Origin of the sequence: Caballeronia sordidicola (assembly GCF_002220365.1) — a bacterium.
GTDB lineage: Bacteria > Pseudomonadota > Gammaproteobacteria > Burkholderiales > Burkholderiaceae > Caballeronia > Caballeronia sordidicola_C.
The window spans coordinates 103358-122361 of the sequence record NZ_MTHB01000049.1 but is presented as its reverse complement, the minus strand read 5'-3'; the positions used below and the strand labels follow the sequence as shown (position 1 = coordinate 122361).

18 protein-coding genes are annotated in these 19004 nt (G+C 58.4%); 4 read left to right on the top strand and 14 right to left on the bottom strand.

What is annotated here, in order from left to right:
• Positions 1–69 precede the first annotated feature (69 nt).
• Both tmk and mltG read right to left on the bottom strand, forming a co-directional pair.
• On the bottom strand, positions 70–690 hold the full coding sequence (gene tmk / locus BSU04_RS09235; protein WP_089160332.1) for a dTMP kinase: 621 nt from the start codon (positions 688–690) through the stop codon (positions 70–72).
• Positions 690–1706: an endolytic transglycosylase MltG gene (mltG, locus tag BSU04_RS09230; RefSeq protein WP_089160360.1), complete on the bottom strand. Its 1017-nt coding sequence runs from the start codon at positions 1704–1706 to the stop codon at positions 690–692. The genes tmk and mltG overlap by 1 nt, the downstream gene beginning before the upstream one ends.
• A gap of 61 nt (positions 1707–1767) precedes the next feature.
• Here mltG and ygfZ point away from each other — a divergent pair, with 61 nt between their 5' ends.
• Both ygfZ and BSU04_RS09220 read left to right on the top strand, forming a co-directional pair.
• Positions 1768–2778, top strand: coding sequence for a CAF17-like 4Fe-4S cluster assembly/insertion protein YgfZ (gene ygfZ, locus BSU04_RS09225; protein WP_089160331.1), 1011 nt, complete (start codon positions 1768–1770; stop codon positions 2776–2778).
• 21 nt (positions 2779–2799) lie between these two features.
• The gene (locus BSU04_RS09220) at positions 2800–3630 is read left to right on the top strand and encodes an NRDE family protein (RefSeq protein ID WP_089160330.1); all 831 of its coding nucleotides are present in this window, start codon (positions 2800–2802) and stop codon (positions 3628–3630) included.
• A 161-nt stretch (positions 3631–3791) separates the two neighbouring features.
• Here the strand turns inward: BSU04_RS09220 and BSU04_RS09215 are convergent, their stop codons facing one another.
• From BSU04_RS09215 to BSU04_RS45275, 12 genes are all read right to left on the bottom strand, one after another.
• Entirely contained in the window at positions 3792–3995 is a 204-nt protein-coding gene (locus BSU04_RS09215; RefSeq protein WP_089160329.1) for a hypothetical protein, read from the bottom strand.
• Positions 3996–4012: 17 nt separating this feature from the next.
• Positions 4013–4996 (bottom strand): T6SS immunity protein Tli4 family protein, encoded by a 984-nt coding sequence (locus tag BSU04_RS09210; RefSeq protein ID WP_144021171.1) that lies wholly within the window; start codon positions 4994–4996, stop codon positions 4013–4015.
• Positions 4997–5088: 92 nt separating this feature from the next.
• A complete protein-coding gene (locus BSU04_RS09205) occupies positions 5089–6687 on the bottom strand; it encodes an alpha/beta fold hydrolase (protein WP_144021170.1) in 1599 nt (532 codons plus the stop codon).
• A 349-nt stretch (positions 6688–7036) separates the two neighbouring features.
• Positions 7037–8002 carry an alpha/beta hydrolase gene (locus BSU04_RS09200; RefSeq protein WP_089160326.1) on the bottom strand — a complete coding sequence of 322 codons (966 nt, stop codon included), beginning with the start codon at positions 8000–8002 and terminating at the stop codon, positions 7037–7039.
• Between the two features lie 87 nt (positions 8003–8089).
• Positions 8090–8953, bottom strand: a complete 864-nt coding sequence (locus tag BSU04_RS09195; protein ID WP_089160325.1) for an SDR family oxidoreductase — start codon at positions 8951–8953, stop codon at positions 8090–8092.
• Positions 8954–8995: 42 nt separating this feature from the next.
• The gene (locus BSU04_RS09190) at positions 8996–10003 is read right to left on the bottom strand and encodes an NADP-dependent oxidoreductase (protein WP_089160324.1); all 1008 of its coding nucleotides are present in this window, start codon (positions 10001–10003) and stop codon (positions 8996–8998) included.
• Between the two features lie 61 nt (positions 10004–10064).
• On the bottom strand, positions 10065–10529 hold the full coding sequence (locus tag BSU04_RS09185; protein ID WP_089160323.1) for a PaaI family thioesterase: 465 nt from the start codon (positions 10527–10529) through the stop codon (positions 10065–10067).
• 4 nt (positions 10530–10533) lie between these two features.
• Positions 10534–10836 (bottom strand): Dabb family protein, encoded by a 303-nt coding sequence (locus BSU04_RS09180; protein WP_089160322.1) that lies wholly within the window; start codon positions 10834–10836, stop codon positions 10534–10536.
• Positions 10837–10910: 74 nt separating this feature from the next.
• Entirely contained in the window at positions 10911–12089 is a 1179-nt protein-coding gene (locus BSU04_RS09175; protein WP_089160321.1) for an acetyl-CoA C-acyltransferase, read from the bottom strand.
• 56 nt (positions 12090–12145) lie between these two features.
• On the bottom strand, positions 12146–12772 hold the full coding sequence (pncA, locus tag BSU04_RS09170) for a bifunctional nicotinamidase/pyrazinamidase (RefSeq protein ID WP_089160320.1): 627 nt from the start codon (positions 12770–12772) through the stop codon (positions 12146–12148).
• Between the two features lie 21 nt (positions 12773–12793).
• The gene (locus BSU04_RS09165) at positions 12794–14878 is read right to left on the bottom strand and encodes a 3-hydroxyacyl-CoA dehydrogenase NAD-binding domain-containing protein (protein ID WP_089160319.1); all 2085 of its coding nucleotides are present in this window, start codon (positions 14876–14878) and stop codon (positions 12794–12796) included.
• 588 nt (positions 14879–15466) lie between these two features.
• Positions 15467–15937, bottom strand: coding sequence for a hypothetical protein (locus tag BSU04_RS45275; protein WP_144021169.1), 471 nt, complete (start codon positions 15935–15937; stop codon positions 15467–15469).
• Between BSU04_RS45275 and BSU04_RS09160 the strand changes: the two genes are divergently transcribed.
• Positions 15932–17863 (top strand): glycoside hydrolase family protein, encoded by a 1932-nt coding sequence (locus BSU04_RS09160; RefSeq protein ID WP_144021168.1) that lies wholly within the window; start codon positions 15932–15934, stop codon positions 17861–17863. The two genes, BSU04_RS45275 and BSU04_RS09160, sit on opposite strands and share 6 nt — an antisense overlap.
• Positions 17863–18717, top strand: a complete 855-nt coding sequence (locus BSU04_RS09155; protein WP_089160317.1) for a lysozyme inhibitor LprI family protein — start codon at positions 17863–17865, stop codon at positions 18715–18717. The genes BSU04_RS09160 and BSU04_RS09155 overlap by 1 nt, the downstream gene beginning before the upstream one ends.
• Positions 18718–19004: the final 287 nt, after the last annotated feature.

Here is a 19004-nt window from a genome sequence, read left to right as displayed (position 1 = left end):
GATGTCAGTGGCTGAAACCGTCATGGAGCAACACTTAAAGTAAATTCTATCTACTAATTTCTATAAACATCAAATACTTGCGATCACTGCTTCAAGTTGTTTCTGGATATTGGTTATCGTTTGGGTGGCATCAATTATCACAAATCGCTCCGGCGATTCCGCCGCCCGGCGCAAATACTCAGCCCTCGTGCGGCTGAAAAACGAATCCGATTCGCTCTCGAACTTGTCGGGTGAGCGAACCGCGCCGCGTCGTTCGCTGGCCACGTCCGTCGGTACGTCGAAGAGCACGGTCAGGTCTGGCTGGAAACCGCCCTGTACCCAGCGCTCAAGCGCTTCCAGCTTGTCACGCGGCAAACCGCGACCGCCCCCCTGATACGCGAAGGTGGCGTCGGAGAAACGATCCGACAACACCCAGTCGCCCCGGGCCAACGCCGGCTCGATGATCTGCGCCAGATGTTCGCGGCGTGCGGCGAACATCAGCAACGCTTCGGTTTCGAGGTCCATCGGCTGATTGAGCAGCAAGTCTCGCAGGCTTTCACCCAGCGTTGTACCGCCGGGCTCCCGCGTGATCACAACCGAGCGGCCCGTGGCAGCGATCTTGTCGTCCAGGCGCTGACGAAACCACGCGAGGTGCGTGGTCTTACCCGCTCCGTCGATGCCTTCAAACGTGATAAATCTGCCGCGCACCATCATTGTCCCCGGATGTACTTGTCGACGGCCCGATTGTGGTCGCCGAGATTGTCTGAAAAGAAGCTGCTGCCGTCGCCGCGCGACACGAAATACAGTGCCGTGCTGGATGCAGGATTGACCGTCGCCGCGAGCGCTGCGACGCCCGGCAACGCGATCGGACCGGGCGGAAGGCCCATGCGCGTGTAGGTATTGTACGGAGTGTCGGTTTGCAGGTCTTTTTTACGCAGCCGGCCGCCGTAGGCCGAACCCAGGCCATAGATCACCGAAGGGTCCGTTTGCAGCGGCATGCCGATGCGCAGCCGGTTTGCAAACACCGCCGCGACCAGCGGCCGGTCGGCGGCGCGACCCGTTTCCTTTTCAACAATTGACGCCATGATCAGAGCCTCGTAAGGCGTCTTGTACGGCAAATTCTGCGCGCGGGTATCCCAGGCCTCGGCGAGCCGCTGCTGCATCAGCTTGTGAGCGCGTTTATAGACGGCGATGTCGCTCGTGCCTTTGTCGAAGAGATAGGTGTCGGGGAAAAACAGGCCCTCCGCACTCGCCCGCGCAATCTCGTCGTCCGGCGCGCCAATGGCCTTCAGCAAGTCGGTGTCGGTCATGCCGGCCGTGTCGTGCTGCAGCGCCGGATTGCCGTCCAGTTCGTTGCGCATTTTCTGGAACGTCCACCCTTCTATCACGGTCGCCACGTATTCATTGACGTCGCCACGCGCGATTTTCTGCAGCATCTCGTAGGGCGTGATGCCCGCCTTGAACGCGTAGTTACCGGACTTGAGCTGCGCCGAAAGACCGAGCACGCGCGTCATGAGCACGAACAACTGCTGTTGGACGTGCGCGCCGCCGCGCTCCAGCTGGAGAGCCACGCTGCGTAACGTGCTGTGGGACTTGATGGTGATGTCGAGTTCGGGTGAGGCCAGGTCGACCGGGCTATTCGCCCACTTGAACATGCCCCCGACGAGCGCACCGCCAACCACGACCGCGACGACAGCCGCGATCAAACATTTCTTCAAAAGGGACATGCGAAACACGCTCTAAGTAAGACCCATATAATACAAGTTCGCCATCGCCCAAGTCAGGTCCATGAATTCTTCGACCGCTTCATCGCTTTCATCTCCGCTTCCGTCCCCGCTTCCGTCTGCCTTCGACGCCGTGCTTCACGCCGGCGTATTCGTGCCGCTGACGCAATTCGGCATCATCGACACGACGGGCGACGACGCCGCTGCTTTTCTTCACACGCAATTGACGAGCGACGTCCAGCACCTGGACGCATCCAGCGCGCGTCTGGCCGGCTATTGCTCGCCGAAGGGCCGCTTGCTGGCGTCGTTTTTGATGTGGCGATGCGGCGAGGCCGTGCGCCTGATGATCGCCGCCGACATCCAGGCATCGGTGCAGAAACGCTTGTCGATGTTCGTGATGCGCGCGAAAGCGAAGCTCGTCGATGCCACGCCGTCGCTCGCCGCGGTGGGTTTTGCCGGCGACGTTCGCAAGACGCTGTCCCATCTCTTCGACGCCATGCCCGACGGCGTGCACGTGAAGGTGGACGGTCCGCTCGGCTCGCTGATCCGCGTCCCCGATGCCGCCGGCCGGCCGCGCTTCTTGTGGGTCGGCCCGAAGGCGGAGGTCGAAGCGCGCCTCGCCGAGATCGAAAAACAGCTCACGCGCGGGCCGGCCGAGTTGTGGGACTGGCTCGACATTCACGCGGGCGAACCGCGCATCACGCAGCCGACTTCGGAGCAATTTGTCCCGCAGATGGTCAACTTCGACGTGCTCGGCGGCGTCAACTTCAAGAAGGGCTGTTATCCGGGGCAGGAAGTGGTCGCGCGCAGCCAGTATCGCGGGACGATCAAGCGCCGCACGTCGCTCGCCCATGCCGAGACCGCTAAAGCCGGTGATGAACTATTCCACTCCGACGACCCGGGGCAGCCGTGCGGCCTCGTGGTCAATGTGGCGCCCGCGCCCGGCGGCGGCGTCGATGCGCTCGTGGAAATCAAGCTCGCGGCGCTTGAACAGGGTTCGGTACACGTCGGTGCAGCGGCGGGTCCCGCGCTGAAGTTCTCGGCGCTGCCCTATGCGCTGCCGAGCGAAGTCTGATTTATTGCGGACGGTTCGCTCATGTGTCTGATTGTCTTCGATTGGCGACCGAACGCGGCGGCGTCTGACGCTGAGCGCCCATTGCTCACGCTCGCGGCCAATCGCGACGAGTTTTTTCGTCGTGAAACCGAGCCGTTGCACTGGTGGGAGAACGCGCCGGAGGTGCTCGCCGGACGCGATCTGACGGGCGGCGGAACCTGGCTCGGCGTCACGCGCGACGGCCGTTTTGCCGCGTTGACGAACTATCGGGCGCCGGCGGAAGTGCGGCCCAACGCGCCGACTCGCGGTACCTTGGTCAGCGACTTTTTATCCGGCGCACCGGTCGCACCGATGGCCTATCTGGACGCGGTGGCCCGCGACGGGCATCGGTACAACGGGTTCAATCTGGTTGTCGGCGACTTCACACGGCGCGAACTGGCCTGGTACGGCAATCGTGCCGATGCCCCGCCTTCGCTGCTCGACCCCGGCATTCACGGGTTGTCGAATAGTCTGCTCGACACACCCTGGCCCAAGCTCGTCGCGCAACGCGACGCGTTGAGGGATCTGCTTCATGTCGATGAACGGCCGTCGCTGGACAGCTTGATTGAGACCATGCGTAATCCCCAACTCGCCGATGACCATCTGCTGCCGTCCACCGGTCTCTCGCTTGAGCGCGAGCGTGTGTTGTCGGCGGCGTTTATTGAGTCAGAGGGTTATGGCACGCGGAGTACGACGGCGTTGCGGGTAGTGGCGGTTGACGGTGACTTGACGCTGCAAATCAAGGAACTCAGCGACGACAATGGTTCACATAACATCCAACGTCCCGGCTCGTTCGAACGAAGCGATGCCTTCACGATCGTGCGGGCGGCTTAGAGCGGCTTAGCACCGTTGAACTTCGAGCGAAACTTTGTGCGCGTAAAGTTCTGGCGCCGGGGTTTAACGCCTTCCAATAGGCACCGTTCCGTCGCCGCGCTCATCGGCATCCTGCAATACGAACAGCGCGCCATCCGATGCTTTTCCGCCATTGGTCGAGACTACTTGTTGACAGTGCCCGGATTCCAGGGTGCTTTCGCGCTCAACGGATTACCAAGCGTTGGTTCCAGGATTGGCACGCCGCCATAAGAATGGCGGCGCGTGCGTTTCCACGTCACGTTTCCCCACGTCTTATGTGCGGCATCGTCGCCGTAGAGGACGTACGTGTTCACCGCTGAAGGCGACGAGGATAAATCGATTTCCATACCGAACTTCCGACCGCTTAAAAGCCGTTAGGCCGAGGGCGTAACGAGCGCGAAACAGCATCCCAAAGGGCCACCGCTTCGCCTTCGGTCAGCGATGCTTGCGTGAGTTGACGGTCTCCGTCGATTCCGGGGAGTCGTCCGCCGTTGTCCATATCAAGGCTAACCATGGGCGTTGCGGTGCTTCCGATTTTCGAATTTGCCTCCAGCACAAAGTAGTGTCCGCGCACCTTCGCGCCAGTTAATCCGTCGCTCAGCCATTCTTCCGCTTGCTGTATTCCTTGTAGTTCGATTCGCCCCTTGCGGATCGTCCGACCGTTAGCCGCTTCGATGGCCGCGTTCATATCAGTGCGTTGCAGAAGGGTGGTCTCTTCACTGATGTTCGAGTATGTATTCATGCTAAAGCCCACATCGTGCATAGATTCCAAAATGAAATCTCTTGAAGTTTTCTCCGCACTGGTAGCCGCACCCGGCAAAAATCCGCCCTTAAAACAAACACCAGGTTCCGTTGGAATGTCATCGTCTTCACGTCCGCGGATTCGGCTCAGCATGGAGACAACGCGCTGGGTTCGCTCAGGTGTGTCGGTCATGTCAGGATCGTCTCTGACGCTCGGCATATTTTTGAAATAGGTCGAATTTTTGGCGTCACTCGCCGAGATCTGCAGCTTGATTTGATAGCCCTGGTCCCATTTGTAGGCTTCAATCAGTCGTTCGCTGTCGGTCGATGCGTAGGGCTTCCCCAACGAGATGAAATACCGCGATCCCTTGATACCCTCGATCTCGCCGTCGGCATAAACAAATCGGTAGCCATTGGTACTTTTCGTGGCATTCAGTTTCTTGCTGAGTGCGTCCATTGCCGTTCCGTACTCCTCCTGCGTTATCTTACGGGTCTCAATCGTGACGCCCTGAACTTCGGTTCTGCCAGCGGAGAGTGCATCCACCGGCATATTGATCAAAAAGCGGCCCACGCAACGAGGTTTTAGACGAGCGGTGAGTTCAGTCACGGTGATGTGTTCCTGCTGGGTTAGCCGTTCGGTTTTGTGGCATGCGCTTAGGCATAGTACGAGGCACGCTGCGCTCACGCGCGATGTCCATTTCATGTCTTGTACGCCATGGACGTTTGCTTAACACGATATGCGATCTTGGTGATCGCCCAAAGGGCGAAGCGCCGGCTCTGTTCGTCCTTGTAGGCACCTTCATGCTCAATGCTGGAATACGGCACGCAAACCTGGACGCCACGTTGTCCGGCTGGTGCTTTGCCGGAACGCACGGGTACGGTTCCGTCGCCGCGCTCGTCTGCGTCTTGCAGCACAAATAGCGCGCCATCCGATGCCTTGCCACCGTCGGTGGAGATCACTTGTTGACCAAGGCCCGGATTCCAGGTTGCTTTCGCGCTCAATGGCTTGCCAAGCGTTGGTTCTGGGATTGGCACGCTGCCATAAGACTGCCGGCGTGTGCGTTTCCACATCACGTTTCCCCACGTCTTATGGGCGGCATCGTCGCCATAAAAGACGTACGTGTTCATATGGTATTTCCCACTGATATCGGTATGGAACTTTCTGACGGACTCGTTGATCAATCTCTTGAAATCTTTCCAATCCGCCTCCGTCGTTAGTTTTCCTTTATCAAGCGGGTTAAGCAGCCGGTCTTCAATCAATCCCCACCACACACCTCGCTGCAGATAGACCTCCTCATAGGGGTCTTGAACAGGCACGCTGGTCGAACTGTCAAAATCCCGCACCGTCAGCCAATGCATTCCGTAGTCTGGCCCGGGCAGCAATTGCAAGGCGCCGGGGGCCTGCGCGAAGACAGCGGTTACCTCGGCGGCATCCGCACCTAGGACTGGACCGGCTATACCCTCGGTCCCGGCCTTTACCCTTTTATAAGCCATCGCTGCGCCCGTGGCGGGCATGACTCCGTGAACAATCCCAAGCACATTGGGATGTCCGCCAAGCACTTCAGAATAGTGACGGGCGACGAGTCCACCCATTGAATGCGTCACGAGAATGACCTTGTCGCACATATAGCCAAATTCGCTACGGTAATGCTCCATGAACTGCTCGATTCGATCGCTCAGGCGTTGCGCCGAATCCTCGTTCGACTGCAGCCAGTTGTATCCCACTGCATGAACGGGAAACTGGTACTTGTACGACAGTGCTACTTCGTCATAGGTCAACGGCTCAACACCGGGCGCCTCGGCGACCAACTTCTTCATCAGTTCGGCACGCAATCCCGTGATGCCGTAGTCCGTGCTGGCATCAGCATCGTTCAGGGCGTTCTCCAGCCAGACCAAAAAGCTGCCATAACTCATAGCCGCCACTTCACCCCAACCCCGGCGGCGCAGTTCGGCTTCGGACTTCTTGGTGCCCTTGGCAATCGATCCAGCGCCGTCGACCTCCGTCTTCGCTGGATCAAGGAATTGCTTACGTTGCGCCGGTCCCTTTCCGCCCCATTGGGTGCCAATGCTCCACTTGCTATCGACCGACCACACGGATTTCTGCTTATTCTCATCCGTTGCCATCGACTTTAAATTCGGCCCCATGATCCCCGGCACAAAAATCACCGGAATGATTCGTTTCGGAATCATGTAGCACACACCGGAGCTCGTGTCGGATTCATGCGACATGACCGATGAGTAATGGACCGAGCCATCATCGTGAACAACAGCAGGAATAGTTCTGTCTAGTGCAGCCATTTAATAATCCTAAGTAGTGCGTTCGGCAATGCCCAGTTGAGTATCATCTTGAGAAAATAACATATTTCGCATAGCTTACAATTGATCACGAAGGGAAAGTTACTTGCCCGACCTCGTTGGCGTTCGAAGCGAAAACTTGAGGAGCACGCCCAGCTTTAAGGTTTAAACAGGTGTGGGCACTATGCACTTACCTATTGCGTCGCCTTTTTCCAACCGTCACGGAATAGATGAATATCTTATTGATACACGACGATTCGAACTGACATATTTTGTCGCGTGACGGAGTAAATACTAGAGGTTCGCCATACTTGGCCGCTGCCTTCATATGGCTCGTCTGACGTCAACCCACCTAGCTATTTCCAGCGTCCATGTATCGACGCAATGCATCTGCCGCGTCCGCATGCGCTTTCGCTACCTCCGGCACAAAACCACCCATCTTGAAGAACTCGTGCGTCATGCCTTTATAGCGGACCAGTTCGACTGGGACATGCGCTCTTTCGAGCTTGGCCGCATACGCTATGTCTTCGTCGAAGAGCGGATCGTGATCGGCGGCGGCGATCCACGAAGGGGCGACACCGGTGAAATCCGGCACTGGCCCGCGTGCGTCCAGCGGGGCAAAACGCCAGTCGTCGCGGTCTTCGTCGTCGCGAATATATTGCGCAAAAAACCACTGAATAGTCTTCGCCGATAACACGAACCCCTCGGCGAATTGAGCATGTGATTGGGTATCCTGCCGCGCGCTGACGCCGGGATAAATCAGCAACTGCAAACGCAGCGGGATGCCGGCATCGCGTGCGAGCAAGGCGCACACCGTGGCGAGCGTGCCACCGGCGCTGTCGCCGCCGACCGCGAAGCGCATGTTGTCGAGCCCCAGCGACGCCGCTTGCGTGTGAAGCCACGTGAGGGCGTCGAAGGCATCGTGCACGGCGGTCGGAAACTTGTGCTCGGGCGCAAGGCGGTAGTCGATCGACGCCACCGCGCAACCTGAGTCAGCGGCGAGGCGTCGGCAGAGCGAGTCGTGGGTATCGATGCTGCCGACCACAAAACCACCGCCGTGAAAGTAGACCAGCGTAGGCGTAGGGGCTGCCCAGTTGGGCTCGACCGGGTGGTAAAGGCGCGCACGGATGGACGCTTGATCACGCGTAGGGATGGCGAGCTCGTGGACGTCGAACATCGCGGCCGGCGCGATGTCGAGGATCAGCGCGCTGCGCTCGTAGGACGCGCGCGCGGCGGAAGCGGAAAGCGTGTGGAACGGCGGCCGCTTGGCTTTCGCGATGAGTTCGACGACCTGTGCAATGGCGGGATTCAGCGGCATGGGAGCAGGGAAATTGGCGAGCGTTGTAAGCTCGCCATGATGACATAGGGCTGCGAATTGGGGCGTCAGCTTGCAAACGCCCTCCTCCTACCCCTTCACCTCCGGCTTCAACGACAACGGATCGGTCGGATTGCGCAACTGCTTGATGTCGTCGAAACGTAGTTGCACCGACGCCAGGATCTTCGGGTGCGTCAGCACGTAAAACCGCCGTTCGCGCACCGCGTCGAAGGTCAGTTCCGCCACCTGTTTCGCGCTCAGCTTACCGCTCTCCACTGCCTTCGTGAGCTGCTTGCCGGCCATGCGCTGCGATGCCGTCAGTGGGTCATCGTTGCGCAAGCCTTCGGGCCGCACCCGCTCGGCGTTCGCAATGCCTGTCGGCACGAATGCCGGGCAGAGCAACGAACAATCCACTTGGCCGTCGACAATTTTCAGGTCGTGATAAAGCGTCTCCGTCAACGCGACGACCGCGTGCTTCGATGCGTTATAGACGCCCATCCCAGGCGCAGACAGCAAGCCCGCCACCGACGCCGTGTTGACAATATGTGCCGGCTCTTGCTGCGCGAGCATCAACGGCGTGAACGCGCGCACGCCGTTGGCCACGCCCATTACGTTGACGCCGAACACCCACGCCCAGTCGTTCGCGCTGCTTTCCCAGACGAAACCGCCCGTGCCGACACCCGCGTTGTTGAAGAGCAGATGCACCGCGCCGTAGGTATCGATAGTCGTGCGCGCAAGCGCGTCGACCTGCGCGGCATCGGAGACATCAGTGGGCACGCCGAGCGCTTCAGCGCCCAAATTGCGCGCCATCTCGACCGTTTCCGCGAGGCCTTTCACATCGACATCGGCGAGTACGAGCTTCATGCCCAGCGCCGCCCCCTTCAATGCGAACTCGCGGCCGAAGCCGCTGCCGGCGCCCGTGATCACGGCCACTTTGCCGTCGAACTGGTCCACGCTGTCTCCTTTCAATCCTTTAGATCTTGTCGATCCGAACGTTCAGATCAGCTTGACGAGCTGCTTGCCGAAGTTCTTGCCTTTGAGCAATCCGAGAAAAGCCTCCGGGGAATTTTCCAGGCCCTGCGCAATCGTCTCGCGATATTGCAGCTTCTTCTGCGCAACGAGCCCGCCGAGTTGCGTGAGCGCCTCGGGCCACACTTCCGGCGATTCGCTGACGATAAACCCCTGCACCTTCAAGCGTTGCGTGAGCAGCAGAGCGGGTTTTTTGAGCGGCATCGGCGAACCGTCATAACTCGATATCATCCCGCACAACGCAATCCGCCCGAACGCGTTCATGCGCGACAACACGGCGTCCAGTATCTCGCCGCCGACGTTTTCGAAGTAACCGTCGGCCCCGTTGGGCAACGCCGCCTTGAGGTCGTCATGGAGGTTGCCGGCCTTGTAGTCGACGCATGCGTCGAAACCCAGCGTCTCTGTGACGTAGCGGCATTTGTCCGCCCCGCCCGCAATGCCCACTGCGCGGCAGCCGGCTGCTTTCGCCAACTGGCCGACCACGCTTCCCACCGCGCCACTCGCCGCGCTGACAACGACCGTTTCACCCGCTTTCGGCTCGATGATTTTGTTGAGTCCAAGCCAAGCGGTTACGCCGGGCATGCCGACCGGACCGAGATACGCTGAAAGCGGGATATGGGTGTCGTCGACTTTACGTAAGCCCTTGCCATCCGACGTACCAAATTCCTGCCATCCGTACATCCCGACCACTTTGTCGCCGATCGCGAACTTCGGATTCTTCGATTCCACCACTTCGCCCACCGTCCCGCCGATCATCACCTCGTTGAGCGGCTGCGATGCGGCGTACGACTTCGAGTCGTCCATCCGGCTACGCATGTACGGATCGAGCGAGAGGAAGTGATTGCGCACGCGCACTTGCCCCTCGGCCAGCGGCTCGAGCGGGGTTTCGACGAGTTTGAAGTTATCGACGCTTGCCGCGCCTTGCGGGCGCGAAACGAGGAGGATCTGGCGGTTGATTGAATTGTGTTCTGACATCGTGTTGCTCCTGTGCGGTCCTGGGATAAGCCAAAGCGCGAGGCGCGCCCTGGTAGCGGCTTCAGGCGTCGCTGGGACCGGGTGTGGCGGACGGATCTGAACGGAGGCGTTGCTGCGCAATGTCGCGACCGACGGCAAGCTTACGCATGTATTTGAAGGTACCGAGCGCTTTTGCGACGAAGTGGCCTTCGCTGTCGCGGATTTCGCCTTCGCAATACGCCATGGTGGTCGAGCGATGCAGCACGCGGGCAAACGCGCGGAGTTCACCGCGGCCCGGCTGCATGAAGTTGACTTTCATTTCGACAGTGACCACGCCGATGCCGTTGTCGGCGAGACTGCGCGCGGCCATCGCGAGGGCGACATCGGCGAGCGTCATGGTCACGCCGCCGTGTGCAATGCCCCAGGTATTCATGTGCGTGGCGCTCAGCGGCAGCAGTACTTCGCTTGCGCCGTCTTCGGCGGAGATAAGTTGCACGCCGAGTGAATCGACGAACGGGCTTTCAGGGAGCGTGGAAAAATCGGTCATGGTCTCAGACTTCGTAATCGATGCATTGACGCGATTCACGTACCGCTGCAACGAAGTCCTTGATCGCCAGATGCTTCGGGTGAACTTGATAGGCCTGAAGGGCTTCGGAATTGTCGAAATCGGAGACGAGGACCACGTCGTACGTGGCTTCGAAACCGGGTTGCGCCACGCCCACTTCGAAGTGGCCCTGACCTGAAACAATACTGCGGCAGGTTTCGAGCTTGGCTTTCAGTTTGACGATGTTTTCAGCGCGAGTGCCGCCCTCGGCGCTTTCCTTCAACTTCCACATGACGATATGACGTAACAAGACGGGCTCCTGAATGTAGACGGTGACTCAGTCGATCGCCCAAGCGTATCAAAAACGCCGGGCGACCGGTCAAATCAAACTACTTCAAACAACCCGGCCGCGCCCTGCCCGCCGCCAATGCACATGGTCACCACGACAAACTTCGCGCCGCGCCGCTTGCCTTCGATCAACGCATGCCCCGTGAGCCGCGCGCCCGACACGCCATACGGATGCCCCACCGCAATTGCGCCACCGTTCACATTCAGACGATCAGCCGGAATACCCAAGGTATCGCGGCAATAGAGCACTTGCACGGCGAACGCTTCGTTCAGTTCCCACAGGTCGATATCGCTGACCTTGAGGCCCGCTTTCTTCAACAGCTTGGGCACGGCGAACACGGGACCAATACCCATTTCATCCGGCTCGCAACCCGCGACCGCGAACCCCCGGAAAATCCCCAGCGGCTTCAGCCCTTCTTTCTCAGCCAGCGCAGCGTTCATCACCACACAGGCCGACGCGCCATCGGAGAACTGACTCGCGTTGCCCGCGGTGACCACGCCTCCAGGCATCGCGGTGCGAATCTTCGACACCCCTTCGAGCGTCGTGTCGGCGCGAATGCCTTCATCGGCGGCCAGCGTGACTTCCTTCGTGAACATGCGGCCCGTGGCTTTGTCGGCGACACCGGCAAGCACCGTGATCGGTACGATTTCGTCGTTGAACTTGCCCGCTGCTTGAGCCGCGGCTGCACGCAATTGAGACTGCACGCCGTACTCGTCCTGCCGCTCTTTCGATATCTCGTAGCGCTTGGCGACGTTTTCGGCCGTCTGCAACATCGACCAGTAGATGCCGGGCTTGTGCTCCTTCAACCAGCCATCCAACAGCATGTGCTGGTTCATCTCGTTCTGCACGCACGAGATGGACTCCACACCGCCTGCCACATAGACATCACCCTCGCCGGCGATCACGCGTTGTGCCGCCAGCGCGATGGTCTGCAGCCCCGACGAGCAGAAGCGATTCACGGTCATGCCCGGCACACTGACCGGCAGGCCCGCGCGCAACGCAATCTGCCGCGCGATATTCATGCCGGTCGCGCCTTCCGGATTCGCACAACCCATGATCACGTCTTCCACGCGCGCCGGGTCGATGCCCGCACGCGCCACAGCCGCTTGCGTGGCATGCCCGCCGAGCGTCGCGCCGTGGGTCATGTTGAATGCGCCGCGCCAGGATTTGGCGAGGCCCGTGCGCGCCGTCGATACGATTACCGCGTCAGTCATGCTTGTCTCCACTTCGAATACGAATAGTGTTGGTTCAATTTGGCTTTAACCACTGTTCAGCGTAGCAAGTCCGTCGATCCGATCCGCGATACACCCGCTGCCGTCATCTGCTCCCACGCTCGCGCAAGCGAGCCGTCGAGGTCGATCGCGCGACAGGCGTCGTCGATAACAACTGCTTCGAAACCCGCGCTGCGCGCATCGAGCGCCGACCACGCGACGCAATAGTCCGTCGCCAGCCCGCAGCAATAGACCCGCTTCACGCCGACATCGCGGAGATACCCCGTGAGGCCCGTCGGCGTGATGCGGTCGGCTTCCATGAAAGCCGAATAACTATCGACATCCACGTGATGGCCCTTGCGGATCACCATGCGCGCGTGCGGCACGTCGAGGTCGCGATGCAGCGCCGCGCCGTCCGTGTTCTGGACGCAATGCGCCGGCCATAAAACCTGCTGGCCGTAGCTCAGCGTGGCCATGTCGAAAGGCGCGCGTCCCGTGTGGTTTTCCGCGAAGGAAATGTGCTTCGCCGGATGCCAGTCCTGTGTCGCCACCACATGCGAAAACGCACGCGCGAGGCGGTTGATCACGGGCACGACTTCATCGCCGTGAGCGACCGGCAACGCACCGCGAGGCATGAAATCATTCTGGACATCAATCACAAGCAGGACTTCGTCAGCGCCTTTCATCGCGAATCTCACCGGTTGTGTCTAGCTGTTGAAGCCACGGCCCTCAGCGGCCAGTTCGGTCACGCGCGCCGCCGGCTTCCATGCTTCGCCGTTGGTTTGCGCGGCATATTTGCGCATTGCGCGTTCGACGTTGTACAGGCCGACCGTATCCGCATACAGCATCGGTCCGCCGCGATACAACGGGAAACCGTAGCCGGTCAGGTAGACCATGTCGATGTCCGACGCCTTCGATGCAATCCCTTCCTCCAGGATCAGCGCGCCTTCGTTGACGAGCGCGAGCACCAGTCGTTCGACGATCTCATCATCGGAGATCTTGCGGCGCGTGACGCCCTGTTCCTTCGAATACGCAACGATCATCTCGTCGACGATCTTCGACGGATGCGCCGTGCGATCGCCCGCCTTGTAGTCGTACCAGCCCGCGCCGGTCTTTTGTCCAAAGCGTCCGGTCTCGCACAAGCGGTCCGCGATCTTCGAATACTTCAGATCCGGCTTCTCCTGATAACGGCGCTTGCGGATTGCCCAGCCAATGTCATTTCCCGCCAGGTCGCTCATGCGGAACGGTCCCATCGCAAAGCCAAATTTCTCGACAGCGCGGTCCACTTGCGCTGGCAAGGCGCCTTCTTCGAGCATGAAAAGCGCTTGACGCAGATACTGCTCGATCATCCGGTTGCCGATAAAACCATCGCAGACGCCCGACACCACGGCTGTCTTCTTGATCTTCTTGGCGAGTTGCATGACGGTGGCCAGCACGTCCTTGGATGTCTTCGCGCCGCGCACGACTTCCAGCAACTTCATCACGTTGGCGGGGCTAAAGAAATGCATGCCGACCACGTCTTCGGGACGTTTGGTGAACGCTGCAATCTTGTTCACATCGAGCGTAGACGTATTCGATGCCAGGATCGCCCCCTTCTTTGCGACCTGATCGAGTTTCGAAAACACCTGCTCTTTCACGCCGAGTTCCTCGAACACCGCTTCGATGATCAGGTCGGCCTCTTTGAGGTCCTCGTAGGCGAGTGTCGGCGTGATCAGCGCCATGCGTTCTTCCAGTTTCTCCGCCGTCAGACGGCCTTTTTTTACGGCGCTTTCGTAGTTCTTGCGGATGGTGGCAAGGCCACGCTCCAGCGCTTCCTGCTTCGTCTCCAGCAGCGTGACCGGCAGGCCCGCGTTGACGAAATTCATGGCGATACCACCGCCCATCGTCCCCGCGCCGATCACGCCAACCCGCTCGATCTTGCGCACCGGGGTGCTCGAAGGCACGTCGGGAATCTTGCTCGCCGCGCGCTCGCCGAAGAACGCGTGCCGCAGCGCGCGGCTCTCAGGCGTCTGCACCAGCGCCACGAAACATTCGCGTTCGACAGCGACGCCTTTATCGAAACCCAGCTTCACGCCGGCTTCCACTGCATCGATACATTTGAGCGGCGCCGGGAAGTTCTTCGCGAGCGGCGTGACGCCGTTGCGCGCGAACTGGATAAAACCTTCGGCGTTCGGATGCTCGATCTTGCGATCGCGCACCTTCGGATGCGGGCCGCTTTGCGCGCCCACTTTCTGCGCGAATTTGACGGCTTCGTCGAGCAGATCGCCTTGCGCCATGTGATCGAACAAACCCGTTCCGGCCAGTTTCTCCGACATTACCGGCGCACCCGACACGATCATGTTCAACGCCGTTTCCAGGCCGACCGCGCGCGGCAAGCGCTGCGTGCCGCCTGCGCCCGGCAGGATGCCGAGCTTGACTTCGGGCAACGCGATCTGCGCTCCCGCCGACGCCACCCGATAATGCGCGCCGAGCGCCAGTTCGAGGCCGCCGCCCATTGCAACACTGTGGATTGCTGCCACGACAGGTTTTGCGCTGCCTTCTACGACCTTGATGACCGTATGCAGCGTGGGTTCCTGGGTCGCCTTGGGCGTGTTGAATTCGGTGATATCGGCGCCACCGGAAAACGCCTTGCCCGCGCCGATGATCACGATCGCACTGACGGACGCATCCGCCTGCGCTTTTTCAAGGCCCTCGACAATGCCAAGCCGGGTGGAAAACCCGAGGCCGTTCACCGGCGGATTATTCAGCGTGATAACGGCGATGCCGTCGCGAGTCGTGTAGTCCACTGCCATTTGTCTACCTCCATTCGATGCCTGCGATAGTCAGATTCTCCGGGAAACTCCCGGAAAGCGCTGATTACCGTGTCGCTGGGATTGTGAGTTACCCGAGAAGAATACACAAAAAAGAACGCTCGTTCAATTCTGTTAATTTTGAGATGAAGCGGAGACGGCCGTTAGCCGGGTGCGTCGAAGGGAACGTAAGTTAAATGACAGACTCGGAGCGCTTCAGGCTCGCTCTGGTTGCAATGCAAACATGTTCTCGATACTGAACGAATGTGCCAATTTTGCACATTCCTTTCTTCGACCAATTGCTCATTCTCGAAGGTGTTCTTTAGTGTCTGGAAGTCGAAAACGATGCAAGTGCGCCTCGGTGGGATAACACGTCAGCCGTACTGGTGTTGTTCGACGGCAGCTAGTCTTAAATTTCTTCGTTTCCCCGCCGCATATTTGAGATGTTTCTTGCAAGCCGTCGCCATTTCCTGGTTTTGTCTCATTGGCCTGTTTGCAAAACTGTCAAATTAGGTTGACGCAGCACTCTGTCACTTCAAAACCCTGAATTATGTGCGAGCGCGTTTCGTATGTCGAAGTGCGCTTTGACGCTTAACTCTGACTGGGTTGGAAATGACGACTGCTACGCCTGTTAGCCCAAGCAACACTTCTTTGCCGCCAAAAAAGACAGATGACAGCCCACCCGCAGCGCTGAACTTTGCGTTCCCTTTTAAGAAATCGGACGGCAAGGACTTCATCGATGAGCACCAATTCCACGCGCTGCTCGCGCGCGAGAGCGGCGGCTTCTTCCCCGTTAGTGATTCGGGCATGTGGCACGGTGGCATTCACGTCACCGCCGCCGGTGCGGGCGCATCGCTCGATCTGAACAATGGCGTGCGCTGCCTGGCCGATGGCGAAGTGGTTGCATACCGGGTTGATCGTGCGTATCCAGTGAGCGAGTTGCCGGCGCTCGCGGGCAAACCCGCGATCAAGGCGACTTACAGCACGGGCTTCGCCCTCGTTCGCCACACGAGCGAATTTCCCCGCGGCACGAAGCTGACTTTCTTCAGCTTGTACATGCATCTGAAGAGCTTCGAGGAATATCAGAAAGACACCTCGCTCAAGATGCCGTCGTATTGGACAAAGGTTTGGAAAGTCACGCCGTTCGCGAAGGACATACCGAAACCGGATGTGCATCACGGCAAGGCTGCTGCGGGACAGATTGGATTGAACATTCGTTCCGCACCCATCGGCGGAGCGCCCATCAGCACGTCCGTGATTGGCATCTTGCGCCAAGGCGCTCAGGTGCAGATCGGCGCCCAAAAAGGTTCCTGGGGGCAGATTGCATCGATTGTATCGGGTGGTCCCGTCATTGCCGCGAGTGTTGGCAGTTTCGCCGATCCAGAGGCCAGCACCGGCTGGATATTTCTGGGCAAATCACATGGCCATCAGCTGTTGGAAGCAGTGCTGTCGGAGGCGCACTTCGATCAGGTTGTCGTGTTGCCTAAACCCGTCAAGATCAACGCGGGAGACCTGATCGGGCATCTGGGCCACTACGACCATTTAAGAGAGCCGAGCGCGGGCAACCGGATGGTGCACATCGAGGTGTTCTGCGATGAAAAGGTCAAGCCATTCATCGAGCAGGGCCGCGCATGGGTCAAGAAAAACGCGGGAACGCTCGATCCCACGATTCTGCGTATCGACCGGAAGGTGAAGCTGTATGCGGCGATGGGTCGGGAAGGCGCCGATGCGCCCCAAACGGGTGTGATCCAGATCTATCCGCTTTCGGCGCTTGCGCAGGGTCCGAAAGCGGATCAGTTCGAGGAAACGACCGCCGGTACAGATGGATCGAAGTTCCATTGGTGGAAGGTCGATAGCGCGGATGTTCGTCGCGCACCGATCTCGGGATGGGTGCGCGAACAGAATCACGCGGGTGGCAAGGTGACGCGCGAGTTCGCGTGTAAGTGGGTGGACTTTGAGATACACGAAGAAGCTCATGACCCGATGCACACGATGTTCGCCACGCCCAAGGCGTATCTCGACTATTGGCTGGATGCGGATGAGCCGGATGTGCCTGCGCTCGCGAAGTTGAGTCCGCTCGCGGGGAAGGTGTATCGCTCGGTGTTTACAACGGGAAGCGGTTCACACGCGGCTGACGAATTGCGCAAGGCTTCGCGGGATCCGTGGCTGCAGTTGCGGTTATCGCGGCTGATCGTAAAGCATGAGAGCGAATGGGCGAATCCGGGGAAATGGAAGCAGTTGCACGAGTGGATTGAGCAACGTACCGGACATGATCCGGCGCATGAAGAGGAACAGAAGCGCATTGCGAAGCTGGTGTGGTGGGATGCGGTGACGGGGAAGATTGAGGGGTTTCCCGCGTCAGCGGATGTGTTTCATATTCACGCGGTAGGGTTGGTGGGGAATTTTGTTGCTCGACCCGCAGCTCTCGCAATTTCGGAAAATGGGTTGAGATTCATTTTCCGCCGTGAGGCACAGGCCGGGGTAAGTAATCACCTTCACTGGCCAGGTGGATCTAGCGGCGTAACCCTTGGCCCTGGCTACGATATGAAGCTGCGCGGCCCGTCTGAAATCGCGAAGGACATGACTTCGATCGGGTTAACCGAAGACATCGCCAGTCAGATCTCTCAAGCCTCCGGGAAAGCTGGTACTGAAGCGCGGCAGTTTGCCGCCGATAATCACGCTCTTGTTGATCTAACCAATGAGCGAGAGATGGGGTTGCTGCATCACGTAGTTTCTCATTACGAGGATTTAGTGCGGCATAGGTTAACAGTACTTCAAACGCAAAATCAGTTTGATGCCCTTGTTTCATTCGCATATAACCCAGGAGGTCAGCTGTCAAAAGTCTTGGGGCTTGTCAATTCCAATAACGCTTCGGATGCAATGAACGTCCTAAAATCAGTCAATACTTCAGGAGGCGTCGTTATGAGAGGCTTGGTAATACGTCGAGATCTTGAAGTGCGGCTATACGAAAACGCGGAGTATAATTAATGACATACCGTGATTTTATAAAAATTTTGGTATCAATCTACTTGAGTTTGATACTATCCATGGTTTACGGCGGCTGTAATGCGGCAGAACCGGTCCAAGACACAGAACGCGGGTTGCCCGAAGAATTGCTCGGGCAATGGCAGGTTGTCGAAGTCCATATTGATCACTTCGCTACACGAGCGCGACAATACAACGAAGGGGACAGACGTCTCCTCGGGCATACATTCTCTATCTCTCCGAACTTAATAGTCGACGACACCGAAGATGATGAAAATGGATGTGCAGAAGCGACCTTCAGCCTAAAAAAAATAAGTGCGATCTCGCTTTTTCGCGACAGCTTCGCGAAGCGCTTAACTGGTGATACTGAGGTCCAGCCTGGCGATTTTGGTCTCAATTTTTCCTTAGGAAATATCGTCGAGATTGCCAGTGTCTCGTGCGCGGCGCAACTCTGGAATAATGGCATTGGAGCCGAAAATGGTGTTCAAGGATCCTGGATTTTAATTCATTCTTCGGAAATATTGTTAATACATTGGTATGACGATGTATTACTCGTTTTGAAAAAAATATCAGCCTCTACTACTTCCGGTCCGTCGTACTCTTGTCAATCTGCCGCAACGAAAGTTGAAACCACGGTCTGTTCATCGGCTGAACTTTCGTTATTGGATCGTAGCGTTAATGCAGCATATGAAAAATATCTGAGAGACCTTAATTCGTCAGGCGATTCTTCCGGAAAAATTTTACTCAGAGCGTCCCAGCGGAACTGGATAAAAAAACGGAACGCGTGTGACACGGACGAAAAGTGCCTGTCAAAAGTAATGCGGGATAGATTACAGAAAATACTCGATCATGAATAATGATGAGGGGTGTACAGAGGCAAAGTGCACAACTGAGTTTGCACCCAAAATGGACTCTGGCCTGACGGCGAAAACCCTACCCCAATATCCGGCTCTTGACGGCGGTAATCTGTTGCGCCGGATTTAGCAGCACTCAAGCACGGACTAGGATCAAGGTCGCGGGTTCGTTCAGATTACATGGAAGCAAAATTATGAGAAATTCACTCCAATCATCGGGATTGATCTTGTAGCGAATCCGCAGGCCGCCTTGCCGCTTGACCACGCAGTAAAGCTAATGATTAGCGGCA